The following is a 24,861-nucleotide window of genomic DNA, read 5'->3' as shown; positions in this document are numbered from 1 at the left end:
GCGACAGGTATTGATAGACCGGCGCAGTATTCAGAAGAATCGATAATGATTGAAATGAATCGTTACGATCACTGGCATCTTGATTGGTGATTGCCCATGAATCTCAAGCAATTCGAATTCGCACTGGCTCTGGCAGATGAGCGCCATTTCACCCGTGCAGCCCAACGCTGCAACGTGGTCCAATCCGCGCTAAGCCACCAGATTGCAGGGCTTGAGGAGGAGCTGGGCACGGCACTGTTCGAGCGCACGCCTCGTCACGTATCGGTGACGCCTGCAGGCGAAATATTCCTCGCTCATGCGCGGCAGGCGCTAGAAGCGGTGCGACGTGCGAAGGAAGATGTTGCCTCCATCACGGGCGAGCTACGCGGCACTCTGACGGGATCATTTCTTCGGTGCCGCTGCTGGATATCGTCGATCTCATCGGTAGCTTTCATGCGCGCTTTCCAAAGGTGGACGTTCAGCTGCTATACGATCCCAGTGAGCGACTCATTGAGGGCGTTCGGGAACGGCGAATCGACTTTGCGATCATCGGCGTATCACGCCGCGTGGCGCTGGAAGGGTTCCAGAGGCGACTGATCTTGACCGAGGATCTGGTCGCTGTACTGCCTGCCCAACATGCCCTGGCGACCCGAGAATTTATACGGCTCGAGGAGCTGGTGCATCTGCCCATGGTCGACCTTCCCGCGGGTAGCGGTGCGCGCCGGCAAACGGATGAGGCCTTCGCCGCGCTGGGCCTGCCTCATCGTGTACGGTTCGAAACGACCAATATGCAATTGCTGGAGCGCTTCGTGCGCCGAGGGCTTGCCGTTGGTTTGGTACCGCGAAGTATCGTGGATAACTTCCAGGGCATTGCAAGCGTGCCGGTTTCAGACGCCCCGACCCGCAACGTTTATGCGATCTGGCCCAACAGCCCTACCCCAGCGACGCTTGAACTCTTGGCCGATGTAGACACCGCGATGGCCTGCATCGCTGGCACCGCAACGTGACCTGACGCCGCGTGGCGGGGATCAGGCCCGACCGACGCGCTGACGATGCGTGCGCGTCGCTCAACAATCCGCACCAGATTAGGGCCTCCAATATCGCACTCAGCCGCCAAAATCCTCCGGGACCTCAACGCTCACATGCACAGCGTCGTGTCGCCAGAACTCCAGATCGCAGTCGATCACCCGACCATGCTGATCTTGGTTCACCCGCGTGATGTTCAAGGCCGGGCTCCCGACAGACATTTTCAGCGCAGCCGCCGCATCACCTTGTAGGACGGTAGTGAGCATGTCGAAACGAACGCGGCCGTAGCGAATGCCGTACTCCGCGGCGTACAGCTCCGTCAGGGAGCGCGTCAGGTCGAAATCCAGAATGCCTGGAAAATAGGCAGGGTTGAGGTAGTGCTCGACGTAGAGTACGAGTCGTCCATCGATGCGCCGACACCGGCGAATCTGAAAGACAGGCGATAGCGCCGCAAGCTCGAGTGCGCGGCACACCGCAACAGATGCAGGCATCCGACGTGCAGAGATGAGCTCGGTCGTCGGCACGCGGCCCTGTTCGCGGACCATGGCGTGGAAATGACTGCGGCCCAACGGGTTGTAGGCAACGCGAGGTGGCGAAACGAACCAGCCGCGGCGATCTTCGCGATAGATCAGGCCTTGCGATTCCAGTTGACCGAGCGCCTCCCGCAAGGTGATTCGGGTGGTCTCGAACACTTCACTCAGCTGACGTTCGGCCGGCAGCTTGACGCCCACTGCAAGCACGCCGTGCGCGATTTGCTCTTCGAGCGCACGGCATATTGCAGTGACGGTACGGGATGCCACATCGCGCATCGGGGTTCTCGATCTGGTCTAGTCCAGCCCCAGGATGGGGCATGTCATCGGCCTCGGTTATCGTCGCCGAGTTTGGCAAGGCTATGTTCCGAGCATGACTGTCGTATGACGGCGCGTGTGAGTCTCCCTTCAGAAAACGCTGCAGGCCTTGAGCTAAGCGGCCTGCAGATCTTAAAGCATCGGCTACGCTTGATAAGAAGCTGCGCTTTCAGATCGCGTTTCCTCCGGCTTACATGAAACTGTCACGTGAGCGCTCTAGCTTTGGCCTGTCTCTTGCTGACCTAGACCAACCGATCATTCCATGTAAGGAGCGTCGAATGAAACAGCTGTTTCTGGCTTCAATGTTGGGCATGTCCGTGGCCCTCGCCTCGACGGCAGGCGCCGCCGAAATGGACCTTGGCGCACTGGAAAAAGCCGCGCGTGCAGAAGGCCAGGTGAACAGCGTCGGGATGCCTGACAGCTGGGCGAACTGGAAAGACACCTGGAAGGACCTACAGGACAAGTACGGGCTCAAGCACATGGATACCGATATGAGCTCGGCCCAGGAGATTGCAAAATTTGACGCAGAGAAGGACAACGCCACCGCTGACATAGGTGACGTTGGTGCCGCCTTCGGCCCAATCGCCGTACAGAAAGGCGTAACGCAACCCTACAAGCCGACGACCTGGGACGAAATTCCTGAGTGGGCCAAGGACAAGGAAGGCCACTGGGCGCTTGCCTATACCGGCACGATTGCCTTCATCGTCAACAAGCAACTGGTGAAGGATGCGCCGCGTTCCTGGGCAGATCTGAAGGAAGGCAAGTACAAGGTTGCGATTGGTGATGTCAGCGCCGCCGCTCAGGCCGTTAACGGCGTGTTGGCCGCTGCAATTGCCAATGGGGGTAATGAGAAGAACATCCAACCCGGGCTGGACTACTTTGCGGACATCGCAGAACAGGGTCGCCTATCGCTTTCCAACCCCACGATCCAGACATTGGAGCGCGGCGAGGTGGAAGTCGGCATCGTCTGGGACTTCAACGGCTTGTCTTATCGCGACCAGATCGAGGCTAACCGCTTCGACGTCGTGATTCCGTCCGATGGCTCCGTGATGTCGGGCTACACCACCATCATCAACAAGTACGCCAAGCATCCGAATGCTGCGAAGCTGGCACGCGAATATATCTTTAGCGATGCCGGCCAGATCAACCTCGCCAAGGGGCACGCGCGGCCAATTCGCGCCGAGCACGTCACGCTGCCATCGGACGTGCAGGCGAAGATGATCCCCAACGAGCAGTATGCCGAGGCCCAACCGATCAAGGACGCAGACGCGTGGGAGAAGACGTCCAAGTCTCTGCCGCAGCTATGGCAGGAAAACGTCCTTATCAACATGCAGTAAACGCTCGACCGGGGCGAATGCGTTCGCCCCGTCTCACCAGGGGGACGCATGGGTCACAAGGTCATTCTCGTCGTGCTCGATGGGCTCAGCTTTTCGGTGGCAGCGCATGCCATGGGCCATCTTCATGCCTGGTGCGAGGCAGGGCGAGGCGCCTTCTACCGCATGAGCTGCGAACTTCCCGCCCTTTCACGCCCGCTCTACGAAACAATCCTGACCGGGGTGCGCCCTATCGACAGCGGCGTCGTTCATAACGGCGTCGTGCGCCTCAGTCGCCATAAGAGCGTGTTTCATCTGGCCCGTGAAGCCGGACTCTCGACCGCCGCTGCGGCGTATCACTGGGTCAGCGAACTCTATAATCGCGCACCATTCGAGGCCGGTCGGGACCGGTTCACCGATGACGAGAGCCTCCCGATACAGCACGGCCTTTTCTACTGGCAGGACCACTACCCGGATTCGCATCTCTTCGCCGATGCCGATGTGCTTCGTCAGCGCTATGCGGCTGATTTCCTGCTGGTCCATCCCATGAACATCGACGACGCCGGGCATAAGCATGGCGGCGACACGCCGCAGTATCGCAACGCGGCGCGGATGACCGATATCGCACTGGCAGAACACCTTCAGCATTGGTACGACGCTGGATACCAGATCATGGTGACGTCCGACCATGGCATGAATGCTGATCGATCCCACAACGGCTTGCTGAGCGAAGAGCAAGATGTGCCGCTGTTCGTTTTCGGAGAGGCCTTCAGCCTTTCCTCTGAAGCACGGCCTCGACAAACGGAGCTGTGCGGGACGATCTGTCAGATTCTGGGCGCTGCGCATGACAAACCGCTATGCCCGGGTTTGCTTTCATGACCGCTCGGCTGCCGTTCCCGTTGGCCGCGAGTCGCTCCGTTCCATACTCCAACGAGGTCCCTGCATGACGGCGTCTACGCCTGACACTCCGCGCCTTGCCGTCGCCGCCCCCAGCGCTCGCGTTCCGGCATCCAGACGCACCCGGCGCCTGGTGCCACTGCTCTGCCTCTTGCCTTTCGCGGTGTTCTTCATCGTGTTCCAGATCGCGCCGCTGTTTTGGGTGGCGATTAACAGTTTGGTTACGGATGGGGGCTGGAGCCTGGCGAATTACGAACGCGTGTTCTCGTCGCGTTTCTATCGCCAGGCTATTCAGTTCAGCCTTGAGATTACGCTTTGGTCGAGCGTTCTCGGCCTGCTTCTGGCGGTTTTGGGCAGCTATTCGTTGCGACAGGTCGACTCACGCCTGCGCGACTTCGTCATGGCGTTCTCCAACATGACGAGCAACTTCGTTGGGGTGCCGCTGGCGTTTGCTTTCGTGATCATCCTGGGCTTCAACGGGGCATTGACGTTGGTGCTCAAGCAGTACGGGCTGATGAGCGACTTCAACCTGTACTCCAAGACCGGCCTGATCGTGGTCTACACGTACTTTCAGATTCCCCTGGGCGTACTGTTGCTCTACCCCGCTTTCGACGCGCTACGCGATGACTGGCGCGAGTCGGCATCGCTTCTTGGCGCAAGCGCCTTCCGTTATTGGTGGCATATCGGATTGCCTGTGCTGACGCCTGCACTGCTTGGCACGTTCGTGATCCTGCTGGCTAACGCGCTAGGCGCGTACGCGACCGTATATGCACTGACGACGGGCAACTTCAACGTCCTGCCGATTCGGATCGCGGCCATGGTCGCGGGCGATATCTCGCTCGATCCAAACATGGCGAGCGCGCTCTCGATGGTACTCGTCGGCCTTATGGTCATCATTACGATCGCCCACCAATGGCTTTTGAAAAGGAGCTACCATGCAGGCTCGAAGCGTTAAGCCCGCTGCGCTCTATCACAGGATCGTCGTATGGACGCTGTTCACGATTCTGCTGCTGCCGTTGCTAGGCACATTCCTGTACTCGATCTCCACGAGCTGGAGTGCGACCGTACTGCCGGACGGACTTACGCTGAAGTGGTACATCCAGCTCTGGACCGAGCAACGCTTTTTGAATGCCTTCGTGCAGTCCATTCTGGTCTGCGCCGGCGCTCTCGTCCTGGCGACGATCCTCATCCTGCCGCTGCTGTTCGTAGTGCACTACCACTTCCCCAAGCTGGACGGGGTGATGAACATCCTGATCCTGCTGCCCTTCGCGGTGCCTCCGGTAGTGTCCTCCGTTGGGCTTCTGCAGCTGTACGGCTCTGGCCCGATGGCGATGGTCGGTACGCCGTGGATCCTCATCGGATGCTACTTCACGATAGCGTTGCCGTTCATGTACCGGGCGATCACCAACAATCTATTGGCAATCAACCTGCGGGACCTGATGGACGCGGCACACCTGCTCGGCGCCAGTACATGGAAGGCGGCCTTTCTGGTGATCCTGCCGAACCTGCGCAAAGGGCTGGTGGTTTCGCTACTCCTGTCCTTCTCGTTTCTGTTCGCTGAGTTCGTATTCGCCAACCTGCTCGTTGGGACGCGATACGAGACACTGCAGGTCTACCTGAACAACATGCGTAACAGCAGTGGCCACTTCAGCAGTGCACTGGTGATCTCGTATTTCTTTTTCGTCCTCATGTTCACCTGGCTTGCGAACTGGTTGAACAAGGACCGGGGCTAGCCACGCGAGCTGCCCTTCCGAACAGCGCTTCAGAGGCATTCTTCATGAGCTTCCTCAACATCCGAAAGCTGCATAAACGCTATGGCGAAACCACGATATTCACCAACATCGATTGCGAGATCGACAAGGGTGAGTTCGTCACACTGCTCGGGCCGTCGGGGTGCGGCAAGTCGACGTTACTACGCTGCATCGCGGGCTTGACCGACGTCAGCGGTGGCCAGATCCTGATCGAGGGTCAGGATATCGTGCCGTTGTCGCCGCAGAAACGCAGCATCGGGATGGTGTTCCAGAGCTATGCGCTGTTTCCCAACATGACGGCAGCACAGAACGTGGCGTTCGGGCTGCGGATGCAGAAGGTCGGGAAGGCTGAGTTGGACAAGCGGGTCACCGAAGCCCTGCAGATGGTCGAACTCGGTGACTATGCCGCGCGTTATCCCTCGCAACTGTCAGGCGGGCAATGCCAGCGTGTAGCGCTGGCGCGCTCACTCGTTACGCGTCCGCGACTGCTCTTGCTGGACGAGCCCCTTTCTGCCCTTGATGCACGCATCCGCAAGCTGCTCCGTGAGCAGATTCGCGCTATTCAGCAGGAGTTGGGCCTGACGACGATCTTCGTCACGCACGACCAGGAAGAAGCCCTGACGATGTCAGACCGAATCTTCTTGATGAATGCGGGAAAGATCGTACAAAGCGGCGACGCCGAAACCCTCTATACCGCACCGGTCGATGCCTTTGCAGCCGGTTTCATTGGTAATTACAACCTCCTAGACGCTGAAACGGCCAGTCGGCTTCTATTGCGCCCTGTTGCCGGTCGCGTTGCCATCCGGCCAGAGGCGATCGCGCTCGGTGGCACGATCGACGCGCAGATACGCAGCCATAGCTTGCTCGGTAACGTGATCCGCTATCGCGTAGAGGCAAGAGGCGTGGAGCTGGTGGTGGACGTCCTTAACCGTTCAGCGTCCGATCTGCAGCCAGCCGGCGCGCTCGTCGGGCTCAGCATCGATGATTCGGCCATTCGGGAGGTCGCATGACGACGCTTGCCCTGTTTGATCTCGACGAAACGCTGATCGCGGGTGACTGTGCCAGTCTGTGGAGTCACGAAATGGCTCGACTGGAATGGGTCGACGGAGAACGATTCCTGAAGCACGAGGCACACCTGATGGCGGAATACGCTTTCGGCCGCCTGGCGATGGAAGATTACATGGCATACACGCTCGAGCCTCTCGTGGGACGGACGATGGACGAGATCGAGTATGTCGTCGGCCCCTTCGTGGAGGATGTAATCGAGCCGCTGATCTACGGCGATGCCATGCGATGCGTCGCCGCGCACAGAGCGAAAGGCCACCGCATACTGATCATTTCAGCGTCGCCCCATTTTCTTGTATCAGCGATCGCGAACCGACTTGGAATTGGCGAGGTGCTGGCAATTGATGTTGAACTGAATGAGGGTCTCATTACTGGCAAGACCGAAGGCGTGCTGACCTACAAGGAAGGCAAGGTGGTTCGGCTGCAAGCATGGCTAGAAGCAGAGAACGAAACACTGGACGGGGCCTACTTCTATTCGGACTCCCGCAACGATCTGCCGTTGCTGGAGCGGGTCAGCCACCCTAGAGCGGTCAACCCGGACCCTGTATTACGCGAGCATGCGCTCTCGGCTTCGTGGCCTATTCTCGAATGGGCGTGAACGCGTCTACCGGCACGCGCCCGTGCGGCTACCGCATGATCGACCTTTTCTAACGGAATGCGTCGTCAGTAGCTCAAATAAACGCGCGCCCGCTTCCGGTTGTTTGGCTAATGACGGGCGAAATATTTGGAAAAATTGAGCCCATTGCTCGCCAACGCGCAGCCGCCTTAACGTAAATGGCGTAACTGCGGGCCCCTCTGACGGCTTTAATGAGCCGCCATGTCGGAGTTACAGCTTGTACAACCGACTAACCCAGGGGGCTCACATGACCGCTCTAGCTTCGTTTCTTACCGCCGACTTTCTGGGCACTGCCACCTGGCTGTGGCTCGCATTCATCACGATCGTTATTTCACTGCTGGCGTTTGACCTCGGTGTGCTTCACCGTGAACACCGTGAAATCGGCATCAAGGAAAGCCTCCTTCTCTCCGGTGGCTACATCACGGCCGGCCTGCTGTTCGGCGCCTGGGTGTGGTTCCAGAAAGGCGGCGACTCAGGGATGGAGTACTTCACTGGCTTTCTGATCGAGAAGTCGCTGTCGATGGACAACGTCTTCGTGATGGCGATGATCTTTGGTTTCCTTGGTATTCCTCGCAAGTATCAGCACGAGGTACTGTTCTGGGGGATCATGGGTGTGATCGTGCTGCGCGCCATCATGATTGGCCTAGGCGCTACACTGATCGCCAGTTTCGACTGGATCCTCTACGTCTTCGGCGTGTTCCTGGTGTTGACCGGCGTGAAGATGCTGTTCAGCAAGGTTCATGATGATCCGGATCTCTCCGAAAACAAGTTCCTTAAGTTTCTGCGTCGCCACTTGCCGGTAACGGACTCGCTACATGGCGACAAGTTTGTGGTCAAGCAAGCCGACGGTAGCGGCAAAATGAAGATGTGGATCACGCCGTTGTTTCTGGCGCTGATCATGATCGAGTGTGCAGATATCGTATTCGCCGTTGACAGTGTTCCGGCCATCTTTGCGATCACCCTCGACCCGTTCATTGTTTATACGTCAAACATCTTTGCGATTCTGGGTCTCAGGGCGCTCTACTTTGCTCTCTCAGCGTTGATCCACCGCTTCGTCTATCTCAAGTACGCGCTGGCTCTGGTACTGGTGTTCATTGGCGGGAAGATCTTCCTGGTGAACATCATAGGTAAGGTCCCACCTGCGCTGTCTTTGTCCGTAACGTTCGGGCTGCTGCTCGGCGGTGTACTGCTCTCCCTCTGGAAGACGAGGGATCAGAAAGCAGTGTCGCCTTCGCAGCATCGCTAACCGCAACCAAAAACGGCGTGCAAGCTGAAAGCTTGCACGCCGTTTTCCTGTTCCGAGCCTTAGAAGGTCCCGGCTACGAGCCGGGCAAACGCTCGCTTTCTACCAGACCAATCAGACTTTGCGAAGAATAACGCTACCGATCGAATAACCCGCGCCGAAAGAGCTAAGCACGCCAAGCGACCCTGAAGGCAAATCCTCTTGGTAGGTGTGGAATGCGATCACAGAGCCAGCCGAACTCGTGTTGGCGTAGGTATCCAAAATGGTCGGTGCTTCGGTAGCTTCTGCATCACGACCCAGCAGCTTGCGTGCGATCAACAGATTCATGTTCAGGTTCGCCTGATGCAGCCAGAACCGTTTGACGGCGCCTACCTCGATAGCCGCCTCCTGAAGATGCTGAGCAATAAGATCCGCCACCATGGGGCACACTTCCTTGAATACCTTCCTCCCTTCTTGAACGAAGAGCTTGTCGGGGTTACTCATCGCCGCCTCCTCCGCGGTGCGGTTCAGGAAGCCGAAGTTGTTGCGGATGTTGTTGGAGAACTGGGTCAATAACTTGGTACCCACGATTTCCCACTGATGGTCGGACGTTGCGAGATCCGCGCGCTGCACGATCACAGCCGTTGCGGCATCGCCAAAGATGAAATGACTGTCCCGATCACGGAAATTGAGATGTGCGGTGCAGATCTCTGGATTAACCATCAACACAGCACGGGCCTGCCCCAACTGAACACTGTTCGCAGCGGTTTGCAAACCGAAAGTAGCCGAAGAGCAGGCAACGTTCATATCGAAACCGAAGCCCCGGATGCCAAGTGCTGCCTGCACCTCAATGGCAATAGCCGGATAAGGACGCTGTAAGTTCGAACACGCTACGATAACGCCGTCAATGTCGTCGGCCGTTAGCTTGGCTCGGGCCATCGCCTCGTTCGCTGCCCTAACCGACATCTCACACAGGACGCTCCACTCATCGTTCGAGCGCTCCGGAATCGATGGCTTCATTCGCATCGGGTCGAGAATGCCTGCCTTGTCCAGGACGAACCGGCTTTTAATGCCGGACGCCTTTTCAATGAAAGCGACGCTGGATTCACCCAGGGGCTCCCGATCGCCTGCGTCAATCTCTTTCGCATTCGCCTCGTTCTCGCTTTGAACCCAGGCGTTGAACGACGCCACCAGCTCTTCATTGGAAATGCTATTAGGCGGAGTAAACAGGCCTGTACCGCTGACGACGACCCTATGCACGGACGTTCCTCTTATTCATTAGCAGCGCCTCGCCGCGCCATTGGCGTGGCATAGGTAACCGAGTATTCATTCATACCGTACATTGTGTACCAGGGGACGGTATTTCTCACCTGCTTCTAACGAATCTCAGGCGCCTACCTTAAACACATGCTTTAAGTAGCTTATGAAGTTTTCGTCGCGGCACTGGGTCTTACCGGGCGAGTCGGAAATCTTCGCTACTGGTTGACCATTGCATGATGTCATCTTGATCACGGCATTCAGCGGTCGGACACCTGGGATGTCGCAGGTCAACTTCGTACCAATCCCGAAGCTCACATTGATTCGGCCGCGTAGCGCACGGTAGATACCAAGCGATTTCTGGAAATCAAGAGCGTCGGAAAACACAAGCGTCTTCGTGCGCGGGTCGACCCCCAATGCCTGGTAGTGCGCAATTGCTTTTTCACCCCACTCCACCGGATCACCCGAGTCGTGCCGCAGCCCATCAAATAGCTTCGCAAAGTACAGGTCGAAGTCACGAAGAAACGCATCCATGGTGATCACGTCCGTCAGTGCGATACCGAGCAGCCCTCGATATTCGCGGACCCAACTCTCCAAGGCGGCAACCTGGCTATCTATCAATCGCATGCCAAGCTGCTGATGTGCCATCAGCCATTCATGTGCCATGGTACCGATGGGCTTGAGGTTCAATTCCTTGGCAAGATGGACATTGCTTGTACCGACAAACCGTCCCGGAAAGTCCTTCTTCAGGATTCGTAGCACTTCTGCTTGCGCGCCATAGGAAAACCGCCGACGCGTCCCGAAATCTGCCAGGTTGAAACCCGCCAACTCTTCATTGGTAGCGCTCGCACGCAGCTCATCGAATTTTCGATAAAGGGGCTCACGTATTTGGGTGAGGGTCACATCTGGATGGACCCGACGATTCCGAATCTCACTGACTGTAGCTAGCAGTGGCACTTCGAAAAGGATGACATGTAGCCACGGACCTCGGAGCCGTATACAAACTTGGCCGTCCTCCTCCCCGACATGCAGGTAGGATGGATTGAAGCGGAACAGGCTGAGAAAACGGATAAAATCTGGCTTCAGGAAGGGAATGAGTTCCAGAAACGCAAGCTCGTCGGCTGCAAGCGTAAGGTCACTCAAGCCTTCGAGCGCTTCGCGGATCTCATGGATGTAAGGACGGAGATCTTCGTCACTGCGGCAGCGAAACTCCCACTCGACTTCTGCGTTCGGATAGTTGTGCAGCACCGCCTGCATCATCGTTAATTTGTAGAAGTCGGTGTCCAGCAGGTTCTGCACGATCCGCTTAGCGAACGGGCTCTCGCTCATTTTGTACTCCTTGGGCCAGTTCGGCATACGTGCGGCTTCGACAGAACACACGGCCTATTGTTTGGCGGAAGCCCATTATGCGCGACTCCGATCTGAAAACGCGACGAGCAACATGACTCCCGTAAGGATAGAAAATGAGTGAATCCCCCACTGGCTCGCCAACGATGACTGAAACCGAGATGCAAGAGTTTGCACGCCAGGTATTTGATACGGCGCGGCAGGGTGATGCGACGATGCTGGAGCGGTTGCTAGCGAATGGGCTGCCGCCGAATCTGCGCAACCAAAAAGGGGACACCCTTCTCATGCTGGCCAGCTACCACGGGCACCACGATGCTGCACGCGTCCTCCTCGAGAACGGAGCCGACGCCAATACGCGAAACGATAACGGCCAATCCCCTCTTGCAGGCACTGGTTTCAAAGGCGATTTGCAGATGGCGCAGCTGCTGGTCGAACACGGCGCCGATGTGAATGCGGCAACGCCGGATGGGAAAACTGCATTGATGATGGCCGCCATGTTCAATCGGGTTGAGATCGTACAGCTGCTTCTCGATAACGGTGCCGACCCCTTCACAGAGGATTTGAACGGCATCACTGCGCTGAAGGCCGCGGTGACGATGGGAGCTCAGGATACGCCCACGCTTTTGGCGGAACGGATGGACTCGCTGCGCTGAGATGAGTCAGTCAATATGTCATCAGCCGTTCAATCCTTCTTAGATGAGCAGGAAGCCGTCGGTCTTATTACCGGCCAGCGATCTAATCGCACTCCGACGTTAGTGCTCTGTGTGCCCCTTTGCAGACCTTACCGGTCATGTTCCGGTTCGCACGTGACACCTGCAAAGCAGGCCCTTTCGTAAGAGCCTTCCGGAATAGCGGCTTAGCCGTGCCCCCGACTCTAACGTGCGCCAATCTGTCACACTCGCATTTTCCGCCGTTCTGCTCCCAAGCATTACACTCCATAAGCCGTGCTGTATCAAAAATTTGCGAGCAATACGGCATTTGTGTTGTCCATGCTGCTGCCGCGGTGGCTGCGATGACCAACCCACGGACTTACTTGCTTTGCGTACCTCTAAGGGAACAGGAATAACAACATGCAAAAGGCTTCCGACCTCACCGTCCAGTGCTTGGAAAATGAAGGCGTCGAGTACATCTTCGGCATACCAGGCGAAGAGAATCTCGACCTCCTCGATTCACTCTCCCGGTCGGACAAAATAAAGCTCGTCCTGACCCGTCACGAGCAGTCTGCTGGCTTCATGGCTGCCACTTACGGCCGGCTGACCGGAAAGGTGGGCGTTTGCCTTTCCACATTGGGCCCAGGTGCGACGAACCTAGTGACGGCGGGCGCGTATGCCTATCTTGGTGGCATGCCGATGATGATGATTACTGGTCAGAAGCCGATCAAGAAATCAAAGCAAGGCCGCTTCCAAATCATCGATGTCTGCAAGATGATGTCGCCTCTTACGAAGTACACCCATCAGTTTGCGTCGGCGGACAATATTCCTTCCCGCATCCGGGAAGCGGTCCGCTTGGCCGAGGAAGAGAAGCCAGGATCGGTGCATCTGGAACTGCCTGAGGATGTCGCAGAAGAGCTGACGGAGAGCATGCCCATCCCAGCAAGCCTATCCCGTCGTCCTCTGGCAGAAGAGAAGGCAATCAACGCCGCGGTTGCGAAACTTGAAGCAGCAAAGAGCCCTATCATCGTGATCGGTGCCGGTGCGAACCGCAAAATGACGGCTCGCGTGCTAAAGCAACTTGTAGAAAAGACCGGCATTCCTTTTGTAACCACACAGCTCGGCAAGGGCGTCGTGGATGAACGTCATCCGCGTTTTCTAGGCAACGCAGCGCTATCAGCAGGCGATTTCGTTCACCGAGCAATCGAGTCTGCCGACTTGATCATCAATGTTGGTCACGACGTTATCGAGAAGCCGCCCTTCTTCATGGTTCGCGGCGGGACGGAAGTCGTTCACGTCAACTTCCGGTCGGCTGAAGTCGACCCGGTTTATTTTCCTCAGATCGAAGTGGTTGGCGATATCGCCAACGCGATATGGCAGATTTGTGAAGCGATTGAGCCACAAGCACATTGGGACTTCAGTCGGCTCTTAACGATCCGCGACGCGAACGAAGCCCACCTGCAGGAAGGGAGCACCGACGGGCGCTTCCCGATGTATCCCCAGCGCGTCGTGGCTGATCTTCGGAACGTTATGCCCTCGACTGGCATTATCGCGCTGGATAACGGTGTCTATAAAATCTGGTTCGCCCGCAACTACAAGGCGCACATGCCGAACACAGTGCTGCTGGACAATGCACTGGCTACCATGGGTGCAGGACTGCCATCGGCAATGGCCGCGCGCCTCGTATATCCGGATGCACGCATCGTCTCCGTATGCGGTGACGGTGGTTTCATGATGAACAGCCAGGAGCTTGAGACGGCCGTCCGCTTGAACATGAATCTGGTCGTGGTAATTCTTCGCGACGATGCTTACGGAATGATCCGTTGGAAGCAGTCTCAAATGGGGCTCGCGGACTACGGGCTTACCTATGGTAATCCGGATTTCGTGAAATACGCAGAGAGCTACGGTGCAAAGGGGCATCGGGTCGAAAGCGCCGATGGCTTTGCACCCTTGATTGAACGCTGCCTTAGCGAGCCTGGCGTACATGTGATCGACTGTCCCGTCGATTACACCGAGAATGATTACATTCTCCACCAGGAAATAAAGATCCGCAGCGCCGAGCTGTAAGAGGGCTGTATGGAAAAGGCGGCCAAGGGCCGCCTTTTTTAGTCTCAATTACCGTCTATTCACCGTTTGCGCCGCGCGAATGAGATTCGCACCGATCTCGTCTTCGTGTCGCCGGATCAAGGGCTCCATCGCGGAGCGCCAAGCGCCCAGCTGGTGAGCGTCTAGTATGGTCAACGTACTGGTACCCGCGGCAACGATTTGCTCTTTGTTCCTGGTATTGATCGCCTCTGCCTCACGGTTCACGACTACCGTCACTTCATCTGCAATGGACTGAAGCTCACCACGCACCTTGAATGGCAGGCTGTTCCAAAAGCGCGTATCGATGAGAAGAAGATAGCTCAGGACACCGTGATTGCTTTCGCTGATGTAGGGCTGGACCGTGTGGAGCTTCTGGCTGTACAGGTTGGACCATGTGTTCTCGGTTCCCTGTACAGTACCGCTCTGCAGTGCTTTGAAAGACTCTGCGAACGGCATCTTTATGCCTTGGGCACCGACCAGCTCGAATTGCTCAGCGATAAGATCCGACGCTTGGATCCGAAATGCCAGCCCCTTCGCATCCGCAGGTGTCTTCAGGGGACGGGTCGCTGCCAGCTGCTTCATACCATTATTCCAGAAGGCGAGGCCCGTGATGCCCTGCCCTGTCAGAGACCCGAGCAACCGCCGCCCACTGTCACGCGATTGGAAACGCTGTACGGCCGCAAGGTCATCGAAAAGGAATGGTATGTCGAATACCTGCAGTTCTTTCGTGTAGCGATCGAATTTGGACAGCGACGGAGCAAGCATTTGAACGTCGCCTCGCTTGAGAGCCTCCAGCTCATCGTTGTCGCCATACAGACTTGAGTTCGGATACACCTCGATCCGCACCTTGTCCCCCAGCCGCTCAGCCACACGCTTTTGAAACAGCAAAGCGCCGCGCCCCTTGGGTGTATCTTCGGCTACCACATGGGAAAACTTGATCACTACCGGCTCTGCATGAACAGCGAAACCCATCAGCAGCATCGATACGACTAAAATCGGCTTGAAACTCAGTCTGAACATCACATCTCCCTCTGCGACGGGAAATTAAATCCCGAAACCGCCCCTTCTGGAGCGACACCTACATTCGCCAGCATGTCTTTGCATACCTATGGCCTAATCCGTTGTAAGCAATAAACATGCGAGGTTTGACGAGAGAGGACTTGGACGTTCAATACATGAGTGCTAACGCCTTCGTGGGCCTCCGCCAGGTCGCCTATGAATCTCTGCTGGCTGTCTCGTATCGCCATGGACGCTGTTCGAGCAGCCAGCCCCCGTTGAAAGAGCTATCGTTGCAATCCAATTAGGGCACAAAGTGACCAAAGGGTGACGCATTACCGGCAATTTGATACTCATGTGCGAAGCGTAGGTCGACCATGTCAAATAAAATGCAGATCAGCTATGTGAGACCTACTTGTCGCGCATGGGCAGGGAATCATGCCCAACCTCATGATCCCTCCCCGTGCACTGATAACACGCACATTATCGCCAGGCCTGACAAAAGCTTATTTTCGCTGCCAACGCGCAGCTGCCCAACGCTAACCGCCGTCGAAACAATGACTTGAAGCCAACGTTCGGACCAGCCTAGCCCCTAAAATAGATAGCGACCTAAGTATCTTTGGCATCGATCACTAATAGCATCAGCATCGATTTCAAACGTGATAAGCCGAATGTTTACATGGCCTCGTTGTACATCACATTGAGGAACCACCATGAAAACTACACTCATTGCTATCGCATTAGCCGGCATTGTTTCGACACCTGCGGCTTTCGCCGCCAATGACACAACAGAGCGACCCAACTCGGCAGCAGGGGCTAGCGTACCGGTTGTTAACTATCAGTATGGCATGGACCTAGATATCGCTACGGTACTGTCACGTACCGATAACTCGCTGAAAGCGGGTATAGTTCCCACCGTAGTTGTTTACCGAGACCACCAAGGTAACCTTCATAGGGTCCGTTACCTAGAATGGGGCGGCCTCACAACCGAACACGGTTGATATAAGAGTGAAGTGCCTTATGGCATGATCTTCAAATCCATCATAGCCAATTCTTGGTAGCGGCTGTGCCGTCCGGCCAAGCCGCTGCACTTCACTCGATCCTTCAGCACCCCACCTCTCCCCTCATCATTCCTGATCGGTTAGAAGGCGACGTGCACCGAGCTTTAGGTCAGAACTGCCGCCACGCCGCGCATACCTCAGCGCCACAAACGGCCCTACTAGCTTGCGGATATGCTCATACGTACTCGCTTGCCTGATGAGCCTCAGCGCCCAGCAGCCTGCTGGTAGCACCTACAAGGCCGTCGCGGGCTAATTGGCTTGCAAGCACAAGCCACGCAGCAAGAGCGGGGATGCAGTGCTGGTCCTCGGCACCCCTCCGACTATCTTTCCTGATCGGGCATGGAATGAAAGGTGCGGCAGTAGCTGATCAGGCTACGGCGATCCGGTGTGATCATCGATCGAAAGGAGAGCCGCGCGGCATAGAAGCCTAGCGCGGTCAGCCCAATTTCGCCGGCATGCTCAGACGGCTTGGACGTTCCGCTACGCCCCTGGCGCTCCGGGCTTTTTCGCGGCGCAAAGAAGAAACCCCAGCCTCTTTCGAAGCTGGGGTTTCGTATAGGAGCTTGACGATGACCTACTCTCACATGGGGAGACCCCACACTACCATCGGCGATGCATCGTTTCACTACTGAGTTCGGGATGGGATCAGGTGGTTCCAACGCTCTATGATCGTCAAGCAATTTGGTTGGGGAGTCGATATTGAGTCGCTTCCCCGAATTGGGTATGTGATGGATCGGTATACGAGTTCGCAAGCTTTCGGCTTGGTCGGCTTCGACCGCTCGCACCCATCTGCAAGGCAGATTGTTTGGGTGTTATATGGTCAAGCCTCACGGGCAATTAGTACTGGTTAGCTCAACGCCTCACAACGCTTACACACCCAGCCTATCAACGTCGTAGTCTTCGACGGCCCTTTAGGGGATTCAAGATCCCAGTGAGATCTCATCTTGAGGCGAGTTTCCCGCTTAGATGCTTTCAGCGGTTATCTCTTCCGAACATAGCTACCCGGCAATGCCACTGGCGTGACAACCGGAACACCAGAGGTTCGTCCACTCCGGTCCTCTCGTACTAGGAGCAGCCCCTCTCAAATCTCAAACGTCCACGGCAGATAGGGACCGAACTGTCTCACGACGTTCTAAACCCAGCTCGCGTACCACTTTAAATGGCGAACAGCCATACCCTTGGGACCGGCTTCAGCCCCAGGATGTGATGAGCCGACATCGAGGTGCCAAACACCGCCGTCGATATGAACTCTTGGGCGGTATCAGCCTGTTATCCCCGGAGTACCTTTTATCCGTTGAGCGATGGCCCTTCCATACAGAACCACCGGATCACTAAGACCTACTTTCGTACCTGCTCGACGTGTCTGTCTCGCAGTCAAGCGCGCTTTTGCCTTTATACTCTGCGACCGATTTCCGACCGGTCTGAGCGCACCTTCGTACTCCTCCGTTACTCTTTAGGAGGAGACCGCCCCAGTCAAACTGCCCACCATACACTGTCCTCGATCCGGATAACGGACCAGAGTTAGAACCTCAAGCATGCCAGGGTGGTATTTCAAGGATGGCTCCACGCAAACTGGCGTTCACGCTTCAAAGCCTCCCACCTATCCTACACAAGCAGGCTCAAAGTCCAGTGCAAAGCTACAGTAAAGGTTCACGGGGTCTTTCCGTCTAGCCGCGGATACACTGCATCTTCACAGCGATTTCAATTTCACTGAGTCTCGGGTGGAGACAGCGCCGCCATCGTTACGCCATTCGTGCAGGTCGGAACTTACCCGACAAGGAATTTCGCTACCTTAGGACCGTTATAGTTACGGCCGCCGTTTACCGGGGCTTCGATCAAGAGCTTCGCTTGCGCTAACCCCATCAATTAACCTTCCGGCACCGGGCAGGCGTCACACCCTATACGTCCACTTTCGTGTTTGCAGAGTGCTGTGTTTTTAATAAACAGTCGCAGCGGCCTGGTATCTTCGACCGGCATGAGCTTACGGGGTAAACCCTTCACCCTCACCGGCGCACCTTCTCCCGAAGTTACGGTGCCATTTTGCCTAGTTCCTTCACCCGAGTTCTCTCAAGCGCCTTGGTATTCTCTACCCGACCACCTGTGTCGGTTTGGGGTACGGTTCCTGATTACCTGAAGCTTAGAGGCTTTTCCTGGAAGCATGGCATCAACCACTTCTCCTTCTAAAGAAGGATCGTCATCAGTTCTCGGCCTTAACCACCCGGATTTACCTAAGTGATCAGCCTACAACCTTAAACTTGGACAACCAACGCCAAGCTGGCCTAGCCTTCTCCGTCCCCCCATCGCAGTAACCAGAAGTACGGGAATATTAACCCGTTTCCCATCGACTACGCTCTTCAGCCTCGCCTTAGGGACCGACTCACCCTGCGTCGATTAACGTTGCGCAGGAACCCTTGGTCTTTCGGCGTGGGTGTTTTTCACACCCATTGTCGTTACTCATGTCAGCATTCGCACTTCTGATACCTCCAGCAAGCTTCTCAACTCACCTTCACAGGCTTACAGAACGCTCCTCTACCGCGTCATCAAAGATGACACCCGTAGCTTCGGTGCCTGGTTTGAGCCCCGTTACATCTTCCGCGCAGGCCGACTCGACTAGTGAGCTATTACGCTTTCTTTAAAGGGTGGCTGCTTCTAAGCCAACCTCCTAGCTGTCTGAGCCTTCCCACATCGTTTCCCACTTAACCAGGACTTTGGGACCTTAGCTGACGGTCTGGGTTGTTTCCCTTTTCACGACGGACGTTAGCACCCGCCGTGTGTCTCCCATGCTCGGCACTTCTGGGTATTCGGAGTTTGCATCGGTTTGGTAAGTCGGGATGACCCCCTAGCCGAAACAGTGCTCTACCCCCCAGAGTGATACATGAGGCGCTACCTAAATAGCTTTCGAGGAGAACCAGCTATCTCCGAGCTTGATTAGCCTTTCACTCCGATCCACAGGTCATCCGCTAACTTTTCAACGGTAGTCGGTTCGGTCCTCCAGTCAGTGTTACCTAACCTTCAACCTGCCCATGGATAGATCGCCCGGTTTCGGGTCTATACCCAGCGACTAAACGCCCTATTAAGACTCGCTTTCGCTACGCCTCCCCTATTCGGTTAAGCTCGCCACTGAATATAAGTCGCTGACCCATTATACAAAAGGTACGCAGTCACCTAACAAAGTAGGCTCCCACTGCTTGTACGCATACGGTTTCAGGTTCTATTTCACTCCCCTCTCCGGGGTTCTTTTCGCCTTTCCCTCACGGTACTGGTTCACTATCGGTCAGTCAGGAGTATTTAGCCTTGGAGGATGGTCCCCCCATATTCAGACAAGGTTTCACGTGCCCCGTCCTACTCGTTTTCACTTCAAGGATCCTTTCGTCTACAGGGCTATCACCCACTATGGCCGCACTTTCCAGAGCGTTCGACTAAAATCCAAGAAGCTTAAGGGCTGGTCCCCGTTCGCTCGCCACTACTAAGGGAATCTCGGTTGATTTCTTTTCCTCAGGGTACTTAGATGTTTCAGTTCCCCTGGTTCGCCTCTTGCACCTATGTATTCAGTACAAGATACTCAGCTTATGCTAAGTGGGTTCCCCCATTCAGAGATCTCCGGGTCACAGGTCATTTGCCACCTCACCGAAGCTTATCGCAGGCTATCACGTCTTTCATCGCCTCTGACTGCCAAGGCATCCACCGTATGCGCTTCTTCACTTGACCATATAACCCCAAGCAATCTGGTCATATGTCTCGAACGTGAAGACGACATTCGCCGAAAACTTGCGCTTGAACTCGCAAATTTTACCTTGACTCGAATAATCACCAGTGAAAGAGATTATTCGGTCTACTTCTATCACATACCCAAATTTTTAAAGAACGGTTCTGGCGCAAAGTCCAGAACTCAACATCCCACCAAAGCGGATGCTCAGTTCTGAGCTTTTCAAGCGATTCGAGTAATGGTGGAGCCAAGGAGGATCGAACTCCTGACCTCCTGCGTGCAAAGCAGGCGCTCTCCCAGCTGAGCTATGGCCCCAATGGTTCGACCGGCCTAGCCCCTCGACAATTGGTGGGTCTGGGCAGATTCGAACTGCCGACCTCACCCTTATCAGGGGTGCGCTCTAACCAACTGAGCTACAGACCCAATCTGTCTCACTCTCGGGTCTAAAACCCAATCGCTTTCGCAAGTGAATCAAGCAATTCGTGTGGGAGCTTATGAAGAAGCTGATGTCTTCGATTAAGGAGGTGATCCAGCCGCAGGTTCCCCTACGGCTACCTTGTTACGACTTCACCCCAGTCATGAATCACTCCGTGGTAACCGTCCCCCCGAAGGTTAGACTAGCTACTTCTGGAGCAACCCACTCCCATGGTGTGACGGGCGGTGTGTACAAGGCCCGGGAACGTATTCACCGTGACATTCTGATTCACGATTACTAGCGATTCCGACTTCACGCAGTCGAGTTGCAGACTGCGATCCGGACTACGATCGGTTTTATGGGATTAGCTCCACCTCGCGGCTTGGCAACCCTTTGTACCGACCATTGTAGCACGTGTGTAGCCCTGGCCGTAAGGGCCATGATGACTTGACGTCATCCCCACCTTCCTCCGGTTTGTCACCGGCAGTCTCCTTAGAGTGCCCACCCGAGGTGCTGGTAACTAAGGACAAGGGTTGCGCTCGTTACGGGACTTAACCCAACATCTCACGACACGAGCTGACGACAGCCATGCAGCACCTGTGTCTGAGTTCCCGAAGGCACCAATCCATCTCTGGAAAGTTCTCAGCATGTCAAGGCCAGGTAAGGTTCTTCGCGTTGCTTCGAATTAAACCACATGCTCCACCGCTTGTGCGGGCCCCCGTCAATTCATTTGAGTTTTAACCTTGCGGCCGTACTCCCCAGGCGGTCAACTTAATGCGTTAGCTGCGCCACTAAAATCTCAAGGATTCCAACGGCTAGTTGACATCGTTTACGGCGTGGACTACCAGGGTATCTAATCCTGTTTGCTCCCCACGCTTTCGCACCTCAGTGTCAGTATCAGTCCAGGTGGTCGCCTTCGCCACTGGTGTTCCTTCCTATATCTACGCATTTCACCGCTACACAGGAAATTCCACCACCCTCTACTGTACTCTAGTCAGGCAGTTTTGGATGCAGTTCCCAGGTTGAGCCCAGGGCTTTCACATTCAACTTACCAAACCACCTACGCGCGCTTTACGCCCAGTAATTCCGATTAACGCTTGCACCCTCTGTATTACCGCGGCTGCTGGCACAGAGTTAGCCGGTGCTTATTCTGTTGGTAACGTCAAAACTCACAGGTATTAACCGTAAGCCCTTCCTCCCAACTTAAAGTGCTTTACAATCCGAAGACCTTCTTCACACACGCGGCATGGCTGGATCAGGGTTTCCCCCATTGTCCAATATTCCCCACTGCTGCCTCCCGTAGGAGTCTGGACCGTGTCTCAGTTCCAGTGTGACTGATCATCCTCTCAGACCAGTTACGGATCGTCGCCTTGGTGAGCCTTTACCCCACCAACTAGCTAATCCGACCTAGGCTCATCTGTTAGCGTGAGGTCCGAAGATCCCCCACTTTCTCCCGTAGGACGTATGCGGTATTAGCTCGAGTTTCCCCGAGTTATCCCCCACTAACAGGCAGATTCCTAGGCATTACTCACCCGTCCGCCGCTCGCCGGCGTCCCGAAGGACCCGCTGCCGCTCGACTTGCATGTGTTAGGCCTGCCGCCAGCGTTCAATCTGAGCCATGATCAAACTCTTCAGTTCAAATCAATCCGGGTTTTGAGAAAACCCTAAACTTGGCTCAGCAATCGCAAATAAACTCTCGAATTCACGAGTGTTACTTGTGTTGCTGATAATCAGTCGACTATCAGTCTTACATCACAAGCACCCACACGAATTGCTTGATTCCGTTGTTAAAGAGCGTTTCGAACCAGTCTTTCGTCTCGTTCGAGGCCGCGCATTCTACAGCAGCCTTTCAATCTGTCAAGCTTTTGTTTTTCGAAATCTCTTTCTACTCAACCGCTTGCCGCTTTCGATTCAACCTGTCTCGTCAGCGGGAGGCGAATCTTACAGCATTCTGAAACGCTGTCAACCCCTCTTTCAACCGCTTTCGATCATCTCGACCGAAGCCACCAACAAGACCCTAACCGCTGCCTTGTCAGCCCGGCGCATTCTACTCGAATTCGCCGCCAGCGCAACCCTTAATCTCGCCTAACTCTATGATTCTCAAGGAGTTTCAGCTTCGGTCTGCGCCGGAATTGGTGCGCATTATAGACACCCAAAACGAGGCGTCAACACTTAATTTAAAGTTTCTTTCGATGACCAGCCAAACGGGTCTCGTGTGGTCAGCCGAATAGCCCGAGCTGCCTATCGATGATCTCCCCAAAGCGCTTTCCTATAAAGGGAAGGATCGCATCTGCCACCGGTTCCAGTTGCCTAGTGACGTAGTGTCCATAGTCGATAGGGGCGTCAGCGTAGTCGATTGGCTGAGGGCCTGCCGTTGTGATGACGTAGCTAATGTAACCCCGACCCTGGTATTGCAGCGGCCGCCCCATCTGTGCATTTCGCTCGTCGGCTATCCGCGCCGCCCGCACGTGGGGTGGAACATTTCGGATGTATTCATCAAGAGGTCGCCTTAGACGCTTTCGAAAGACGAGCAGCTCGTCCATGTCGCCTGCTATCGTGCTGGCGACATAGCTACGGATGTACTCGTCGCACGGAGCCCCTATGAATACTCGCTCATACAGCTCCCGCTGAAAACGCTGTGCTAGCGGCGACCAATCGGTACGGACGGTCTCCAGCCCTTTGAATACGAGCCGAGTGTCACCACAGTCGAATCGCACCAGCCCAGCGTATCGCTTCTTGCTCCCCTCCTCTGCCCCGCGAATAGTTGGCATCAGGAATCGTTCGAAATGGGTCTCGAATTGGAGTTCAAGCGCGCTTTCGAGCTGCATCGTCTCCGCTAGCTGGATTCTCCACCATTCATTGATATCCGCTGCGAGGTTCAGACCTATCTGACGCGCATCCGTCTCCGCATGTTTGGATCCGAGCCAAACGAAGGTCGAGTCCGTATCGCCATAAATGACCGTCCAGCCCCGCGACTCTATGAATTCGCGGGTGCGGCGCATGATCTCGTGGCCACGCAATGTAATGGATGACGCAAGTCGAGGATCGAAAAAGCGGCAACCGGTCGATCCAAGTACGCCGTAGAACGCGTTCATTATGATCTTGAGCGCCTGGGACAAGAGCGCATTGCCGTTACGCTTCGCCAGCTCTCGTCCCTTCCAGACCTCTTCAACAATAGCCGGCAGGCAGTGCGTCGCACGGGAGAATCGAGCCCCTAAAAATCCCTCAACGGTCTCTCGCTCAGGCTGACCCATGCCTTCGACCAGCCCTACCGGGTCGATAAGAAAGGTTCTGATGATTGACGGATAGAGGCTTTTATAGTCGAGGACAATGACCGACTCATAAAGGCCAGGCGTTGAATCCATGACGAATCCGCCCGGGCTGGCAGCACCCTGCCGCTGGCCAAGGCTTGGCGCAACAAAACCGGCGCGGTGCATGCGTGGAAGATAAAGGTGCGAAAAGGCAGCGACTGACCCGCCGCTACGATCGACTGGTAGGCCGGTCACGCTAGCTTTCTCCAGCAAGAAGGCCGCGAGATTAGTCTTCTTAAAGATTCGGCTGACGAGTTCGCAATCCTTCAGGTTGTAGGTAGCAAGAGCGGGCTTGTCTTCGGCAAACATCCGGTTGATCGAAGCCATGCGATCATATGGATTGTCGATTGCCTTTCCCTCTCCCAGCAATGACTGCGACACACTCTCCAAGCTAAATGAACGAAAGCTCCAGGTTGCAGATTTCAGCGCTTCTATGCCGTCTATGATCACGCGGCCAGGTGCTGAAGCAAGCGCATGTCCGTACGTGCCCTGCGGCCGCCACTCCAATACCTCTCCCGACCGCCCTAATCGGAGCGGGATCCTCAGCTTTTCTGAATGCTCCTGCAGCACCCGAAGGTCGAACTGCACCACGCTCCACCCAATGATTCCATCTGGATCATGCTGATCGAACCATTCGTTCAACCTGTGGAGCAGGGCTGCTCTCGTTTCGCAGTAATCAAGATCGAAATCTATATAGGATGCATCGCCGTTGGGTGGGCCGAGCATATAGACCTGACGTTGGCCACAGCCATGCAGGCCAATTGAATACAACTCACCGCGAGCGGTGGTTTCGATATCCAGCGAGACGAGGCGTAAGCCCGGGCGATATGAAGGTGACGGCTTTAGCTGAGCGTCGACGAGCGCGCCGCCATCCCATCGCCCAGTCGCGAGCCCACCTGCCGTAATGAATCGCTCCATTAAGAAGCGATCCGGCGGTTTTACATCAGCCTCCAGGACATCGACGCCCGCGCTTTGAAGGGCTCTTTCCAAGTCCTGCAGTTGACGGTAGCGCGGACAATAAAGCCCTAGTACGGGTCGGTGATCAAAGTCTTTCAGGGAAAGCGGACGCATATAGGCGCCCATGGATCGCGCAACTATCGGTTGAGCAATTGCCTGATGCTCTGCCGGGATGAACGCAACGGCGGTCTGGGGCGGCGCGATAACCTTGATGGGACCCTGCGTTGTCGCCAGCCAGAAACTAACCTCAATACCAGTAGGGCTGTCGCGCCAGTGGCGCGTCAGCACGAAGCCTTCGACCGTCACGGTCGAAGGCGCCACAGAGGATGGATTCTTTTCGGTCACGCCGGCATGTTACC

At 55.8% G+C, this 24,861-nt stretch carries 16 protein-coding genes, 2 tRNA genes, 3 rRNA genes and 1 pseudogene; 12 read left to right on the top strand and 10 right to left on the bottom strand.

Features of this window, described 5'->3' with window-relative positions:
- Window positions 1-96 precede the first annotated feature (96 nt).
- Both ACY8D3_RS06770 and ACY8D3_RS06765 read left to right on the top strand, forming a co-directional pair.
- Window positions 97-222, top strand: a pseudogene (locus ACY8D3_RS06770) (LysR family transcriptional regulator); the annotation flags it as partial.
- A 170-nt stretch (window positions 223-392) separates the two neighbouring features.
- Window positions 393-986, top strand: coding sequence for a LysR substrate-binding domain-containing protein (locus ACY8D3_RS06765; protein WP_462382752.1), 594 nt, complete (start codon window positions 393-395; stop codon window positions 984-986).
- A 99-nt stretch (window positions 987-1,085) separates the two neighbouring features.
- On the opposite strand, the gene ACY8D3_RS06760 is transcribed toward ACY8D3_RS06765, so the two are convergent.
- Complete coding sequence (locus ACY8D3_RS06760) at window positions 1,086-1,814, bottom strand: UTRA domain-containing protein (protein WP_462382750.1); 729 nt, start codon at window positions 1,812-1,814, stop codon at window positions 1,086-1,088.
- Between the two features lie 317 nt (window positions 1,815-2,131).
- On the opposite strand from ACY8D3_RS06760, the gene ACY8D3_RS06755 reads away from it, so the two are divergent.
- The 7 genes from ACY8D3_RS06755 to ACY8D3_RS06725 all read left to right on the top strand — a co-directional run bounded on the left by ACY8D3_RS06755 (window position 2,132) and on the right by ACY8D3_RS06725 (window position 8,741).
- Window positions 2,132-3,190: an ABC transporter substrate-binding protein gene (locus tag ACY8D3_RS06755; RefSeq protein ID WP_462382748.1), complete on the top strand. Its 1,059-nt coding sequence runs from the start codon at window positions 2,132-2,134 to the stop codon at window positions 3,188-3,190.
- Window positions 3,191-3,238: 48 nt separating this feature from the next.
- The gene (locus ACY8D3_RS06750) at window positions 3,239-4,045 is read left to right on the top strand and encodes an alkaline phosphatase family protein (RefSeq protein WP_462382746.1); all 807 of its coding nucleotides are present in this window, start codon (window positions 3,239-3,241) and stop codon (window positions 4,043-4,045) included.
- A gap of 64 nt (window positions 4,046-4,109) precedes the next feature.
- Entirely contained in the window at window positions 4,110-5,018 is a 909-nt protein-coding gene (locus ACY8D3_RS06745; protein WP_462382744.1) for an ABC transporter permease, read from the top strand.
- Window positions 4,999-5,796 carry an ABC transporter permease gene (locus tag ACY8D3_RS06740; protein WP_462382742.1) on the top strand — a complete coding sequence of 266 codons (798 nt, stop codon included), beginning with the start codon at window positions 4,999-5,001 and terminating at the stop codon, window positions 5,794-5,796. Before ACY8D3_RS06745 ends, ACY8D3_RS06740 begins: the two co-directional genes overlap by 20 nt.
- Window positions 5,797-5,840: 44 nt before the next feature.
- Window positions 5,841-6,824, top strand: coding sequence for an ABC transporter ATP-binding protein (locus ACY8D3_RS06735; RefSeq protein WP_462382740.1), 984 nt, complete (start codon window positions 5,841-5,843; stop codon window positions 6,822-6,824).
- Window positions 6,821-7,477, top strand: coding sequence for an HAD family hydrolase (locus tag ACY8D3_RS06730; RefSeq protein WP_462382738.1), 657 nt, complete (start codon window positions 6,821-6,823; stop codon window positions 7,475-7,477). Before ACY8D3_RS06735 ends, ACY8D3_RS06730 begins: the two co-directional genes overlap by 4 nt.
- Window positions 7,478-7,742: 265 nt before the next feature.
- The gene (locus tag ACY8D3_RS06725) at window positions 7,743-8,741 is read left to right on the top strand and encodes a TerC family protein (protein ID WP_462382736.1); all 999 of its coding nucleotides are present in this window, start codon (window positions 7,743-7,745) and stop codon (window positions 8,739-8,741) included.
- 111 nt (window positions 8,742-8,852) lie between these two features.
- Here the strand turns inward: ACY8D3_RS06725 and ACY8D3_RS06720 are convergent, their stop codons facing one another.
- Both ACY8D3_RS06720 and pncB read right to left on the bottom strand, forming a co-directional pair.
- Complete coding sequence (locus ACY8D3_RS06720; protein ID WP_462382734.1) at window positions 8,853-9,977, bottom strand: beta-ketoacyl-ACP synthase III; 1,125 nt, start codon at window positions 9,975-9,977, stop codon at window positions 8,853-8,855.
- Window positions 9,978-10,103: 126 nt separating this feature from the next.
- The gene (pncB, locus tag ACY8D3_RS06715) at window positions 10,104-11,303 is read right to left on the bottom strand and encodes a nicotinate phosphoribosyltransferase (protein ID WP_462382732.1); all 1,200 of its coding nucleotides are present in this window, start codon (window positions 11,301-11,303) and stop codon (window positions 10,104-10,106) included.
- A gap of 134 nt (window positions 11,304-11,437) precedes the next feature.
- Between pncB and ACY8D3_RS06710 the strand changes: the two genes are divergently transcribed.
- Window positions 11,438-11,974 carry an ankyrin repeat domain-containing protein gene (locus ACY8D3_RS06710; protein WP_462382730.1) on the top strand — a complete coding sequence of 179 codons (537 nt, stop codon included), beginning with the start codon at window positions 11,438-11,440 and terminating at the stop codon, window positions 11,972-11,974.
- Window positions 11,975-12,391: 417 nt separating this feature from the next.
- A complete protein-coding gene (locus tag ACY8D3_RS06705; protein WP_462382728.1) occupies window positions 12,392-14,038 on the top strand; it encodes an acetolactate synthase large subunit in 1,647 nt (548 codons plus the stop codon).
- A 48-nt stretch (window positions 14,039-14,086) separates the two neighbouring features.
- Here ACY8D3_RS06705 and ACY8D3_RS06700 read toward each other — a convergent pair whose 3' ends face one another.
- Window positions 14,087-15,076 carry a DctP family TRAP transporter solute-binding subunit gene (locus tag ACY8D3_RS06700; protein ID WP_462382726.1) on the bottom strand — a complete coding sequence of 330 codons (990 nt, stop codon included), beginning with the start codon at window positions 15,074-15,076 and terminating at the stop codon, window positions 14,087-14,089.
- 689 nt (window positions 15,077-15,765) lie between these two features.
- Here ACY8D3_RS06700 and ACY8D3_RS06695 point away from each other — a divergent pair.
- Entirely contained in the window at window positions 15,766-16,053 is a 288-nt protein-coding gene (locus tag ACY8D3_RS06695) for a DUF2790 domain-containing protein (RefSeq protein WP_462382725.1), read from the top strand.
- A gap of 621 nt (window positions 16,054-16,674) precedes the next feature.
- Here ACY8D3_RS06695 and rrf read toward each other — a convergent pair.
- The 6 genes from rrf to ACY8D3_RS06665 all read right to left on the bottom strand — a co-directional run bounded on the left by rrf (window position 16,675) and on the right by ACY8D3_RS06665 (window position 24,847).
- Window positions 16,675-16,790, bottom strand: a 5S ribosomal RNA gene (gene rrf, locus ACY8D3_RS06690).
- A 139-nt stretch (window positions 16,791-16,929) separates the two neighbouring features.
- Window positions 16,930-19,821 (bottom strand): 23S ribosomal RNA (locus ACY8D3_RS06685).
- Between the two features lie 237 nt (window positions 19,822-20,058).
- Window positions 20,059-20,134, bottom strand: a tRNA-Ala gene (locus ACY8D3_RS06680).
- Between the two features lie 31 nt (window positions 20,135-20,165).
- A tRNA-Ile gene (locus tag ACY8D3_RS06675) sits at window positions 20,166-20,242 on the bottom strand.
- 94 nt (window positions 20,243-20,336) lie between these two features.
- Window positions 20,337-21,872: ribosomal RNA gene (locus ACY8D3_RS06670) — 16S ribosomal RNA — on the bottom strand.
- Together the 16S, 23S and 5S rRNA genes with 2 tRNA genes alongside form the textbook arrangement of a ribosomal RNA operon.
- A gap of 581 nt (window positions 21,873-22,453) precedes the next feature.
- Window positions 22,454-24,847, bottom strand: a complete 2,394-nt coding sequence (locus ACY8D3_RS06665; protein WP_462382723.1) for a DNA polymerase II — start codon at window positions 24,845-24,847, stop codon at window positions 22,454-22,456.
- Window positions 24,848-24,861 lie beyond the last annotated feature (14 nt).

It is taken from the genome of Pseudomonas sp. Marseille-QA0892, from assembly GCF_054950135.1.
This window is presented reverse-complemented; position numbering and strand designations above follow the sequence as displayed.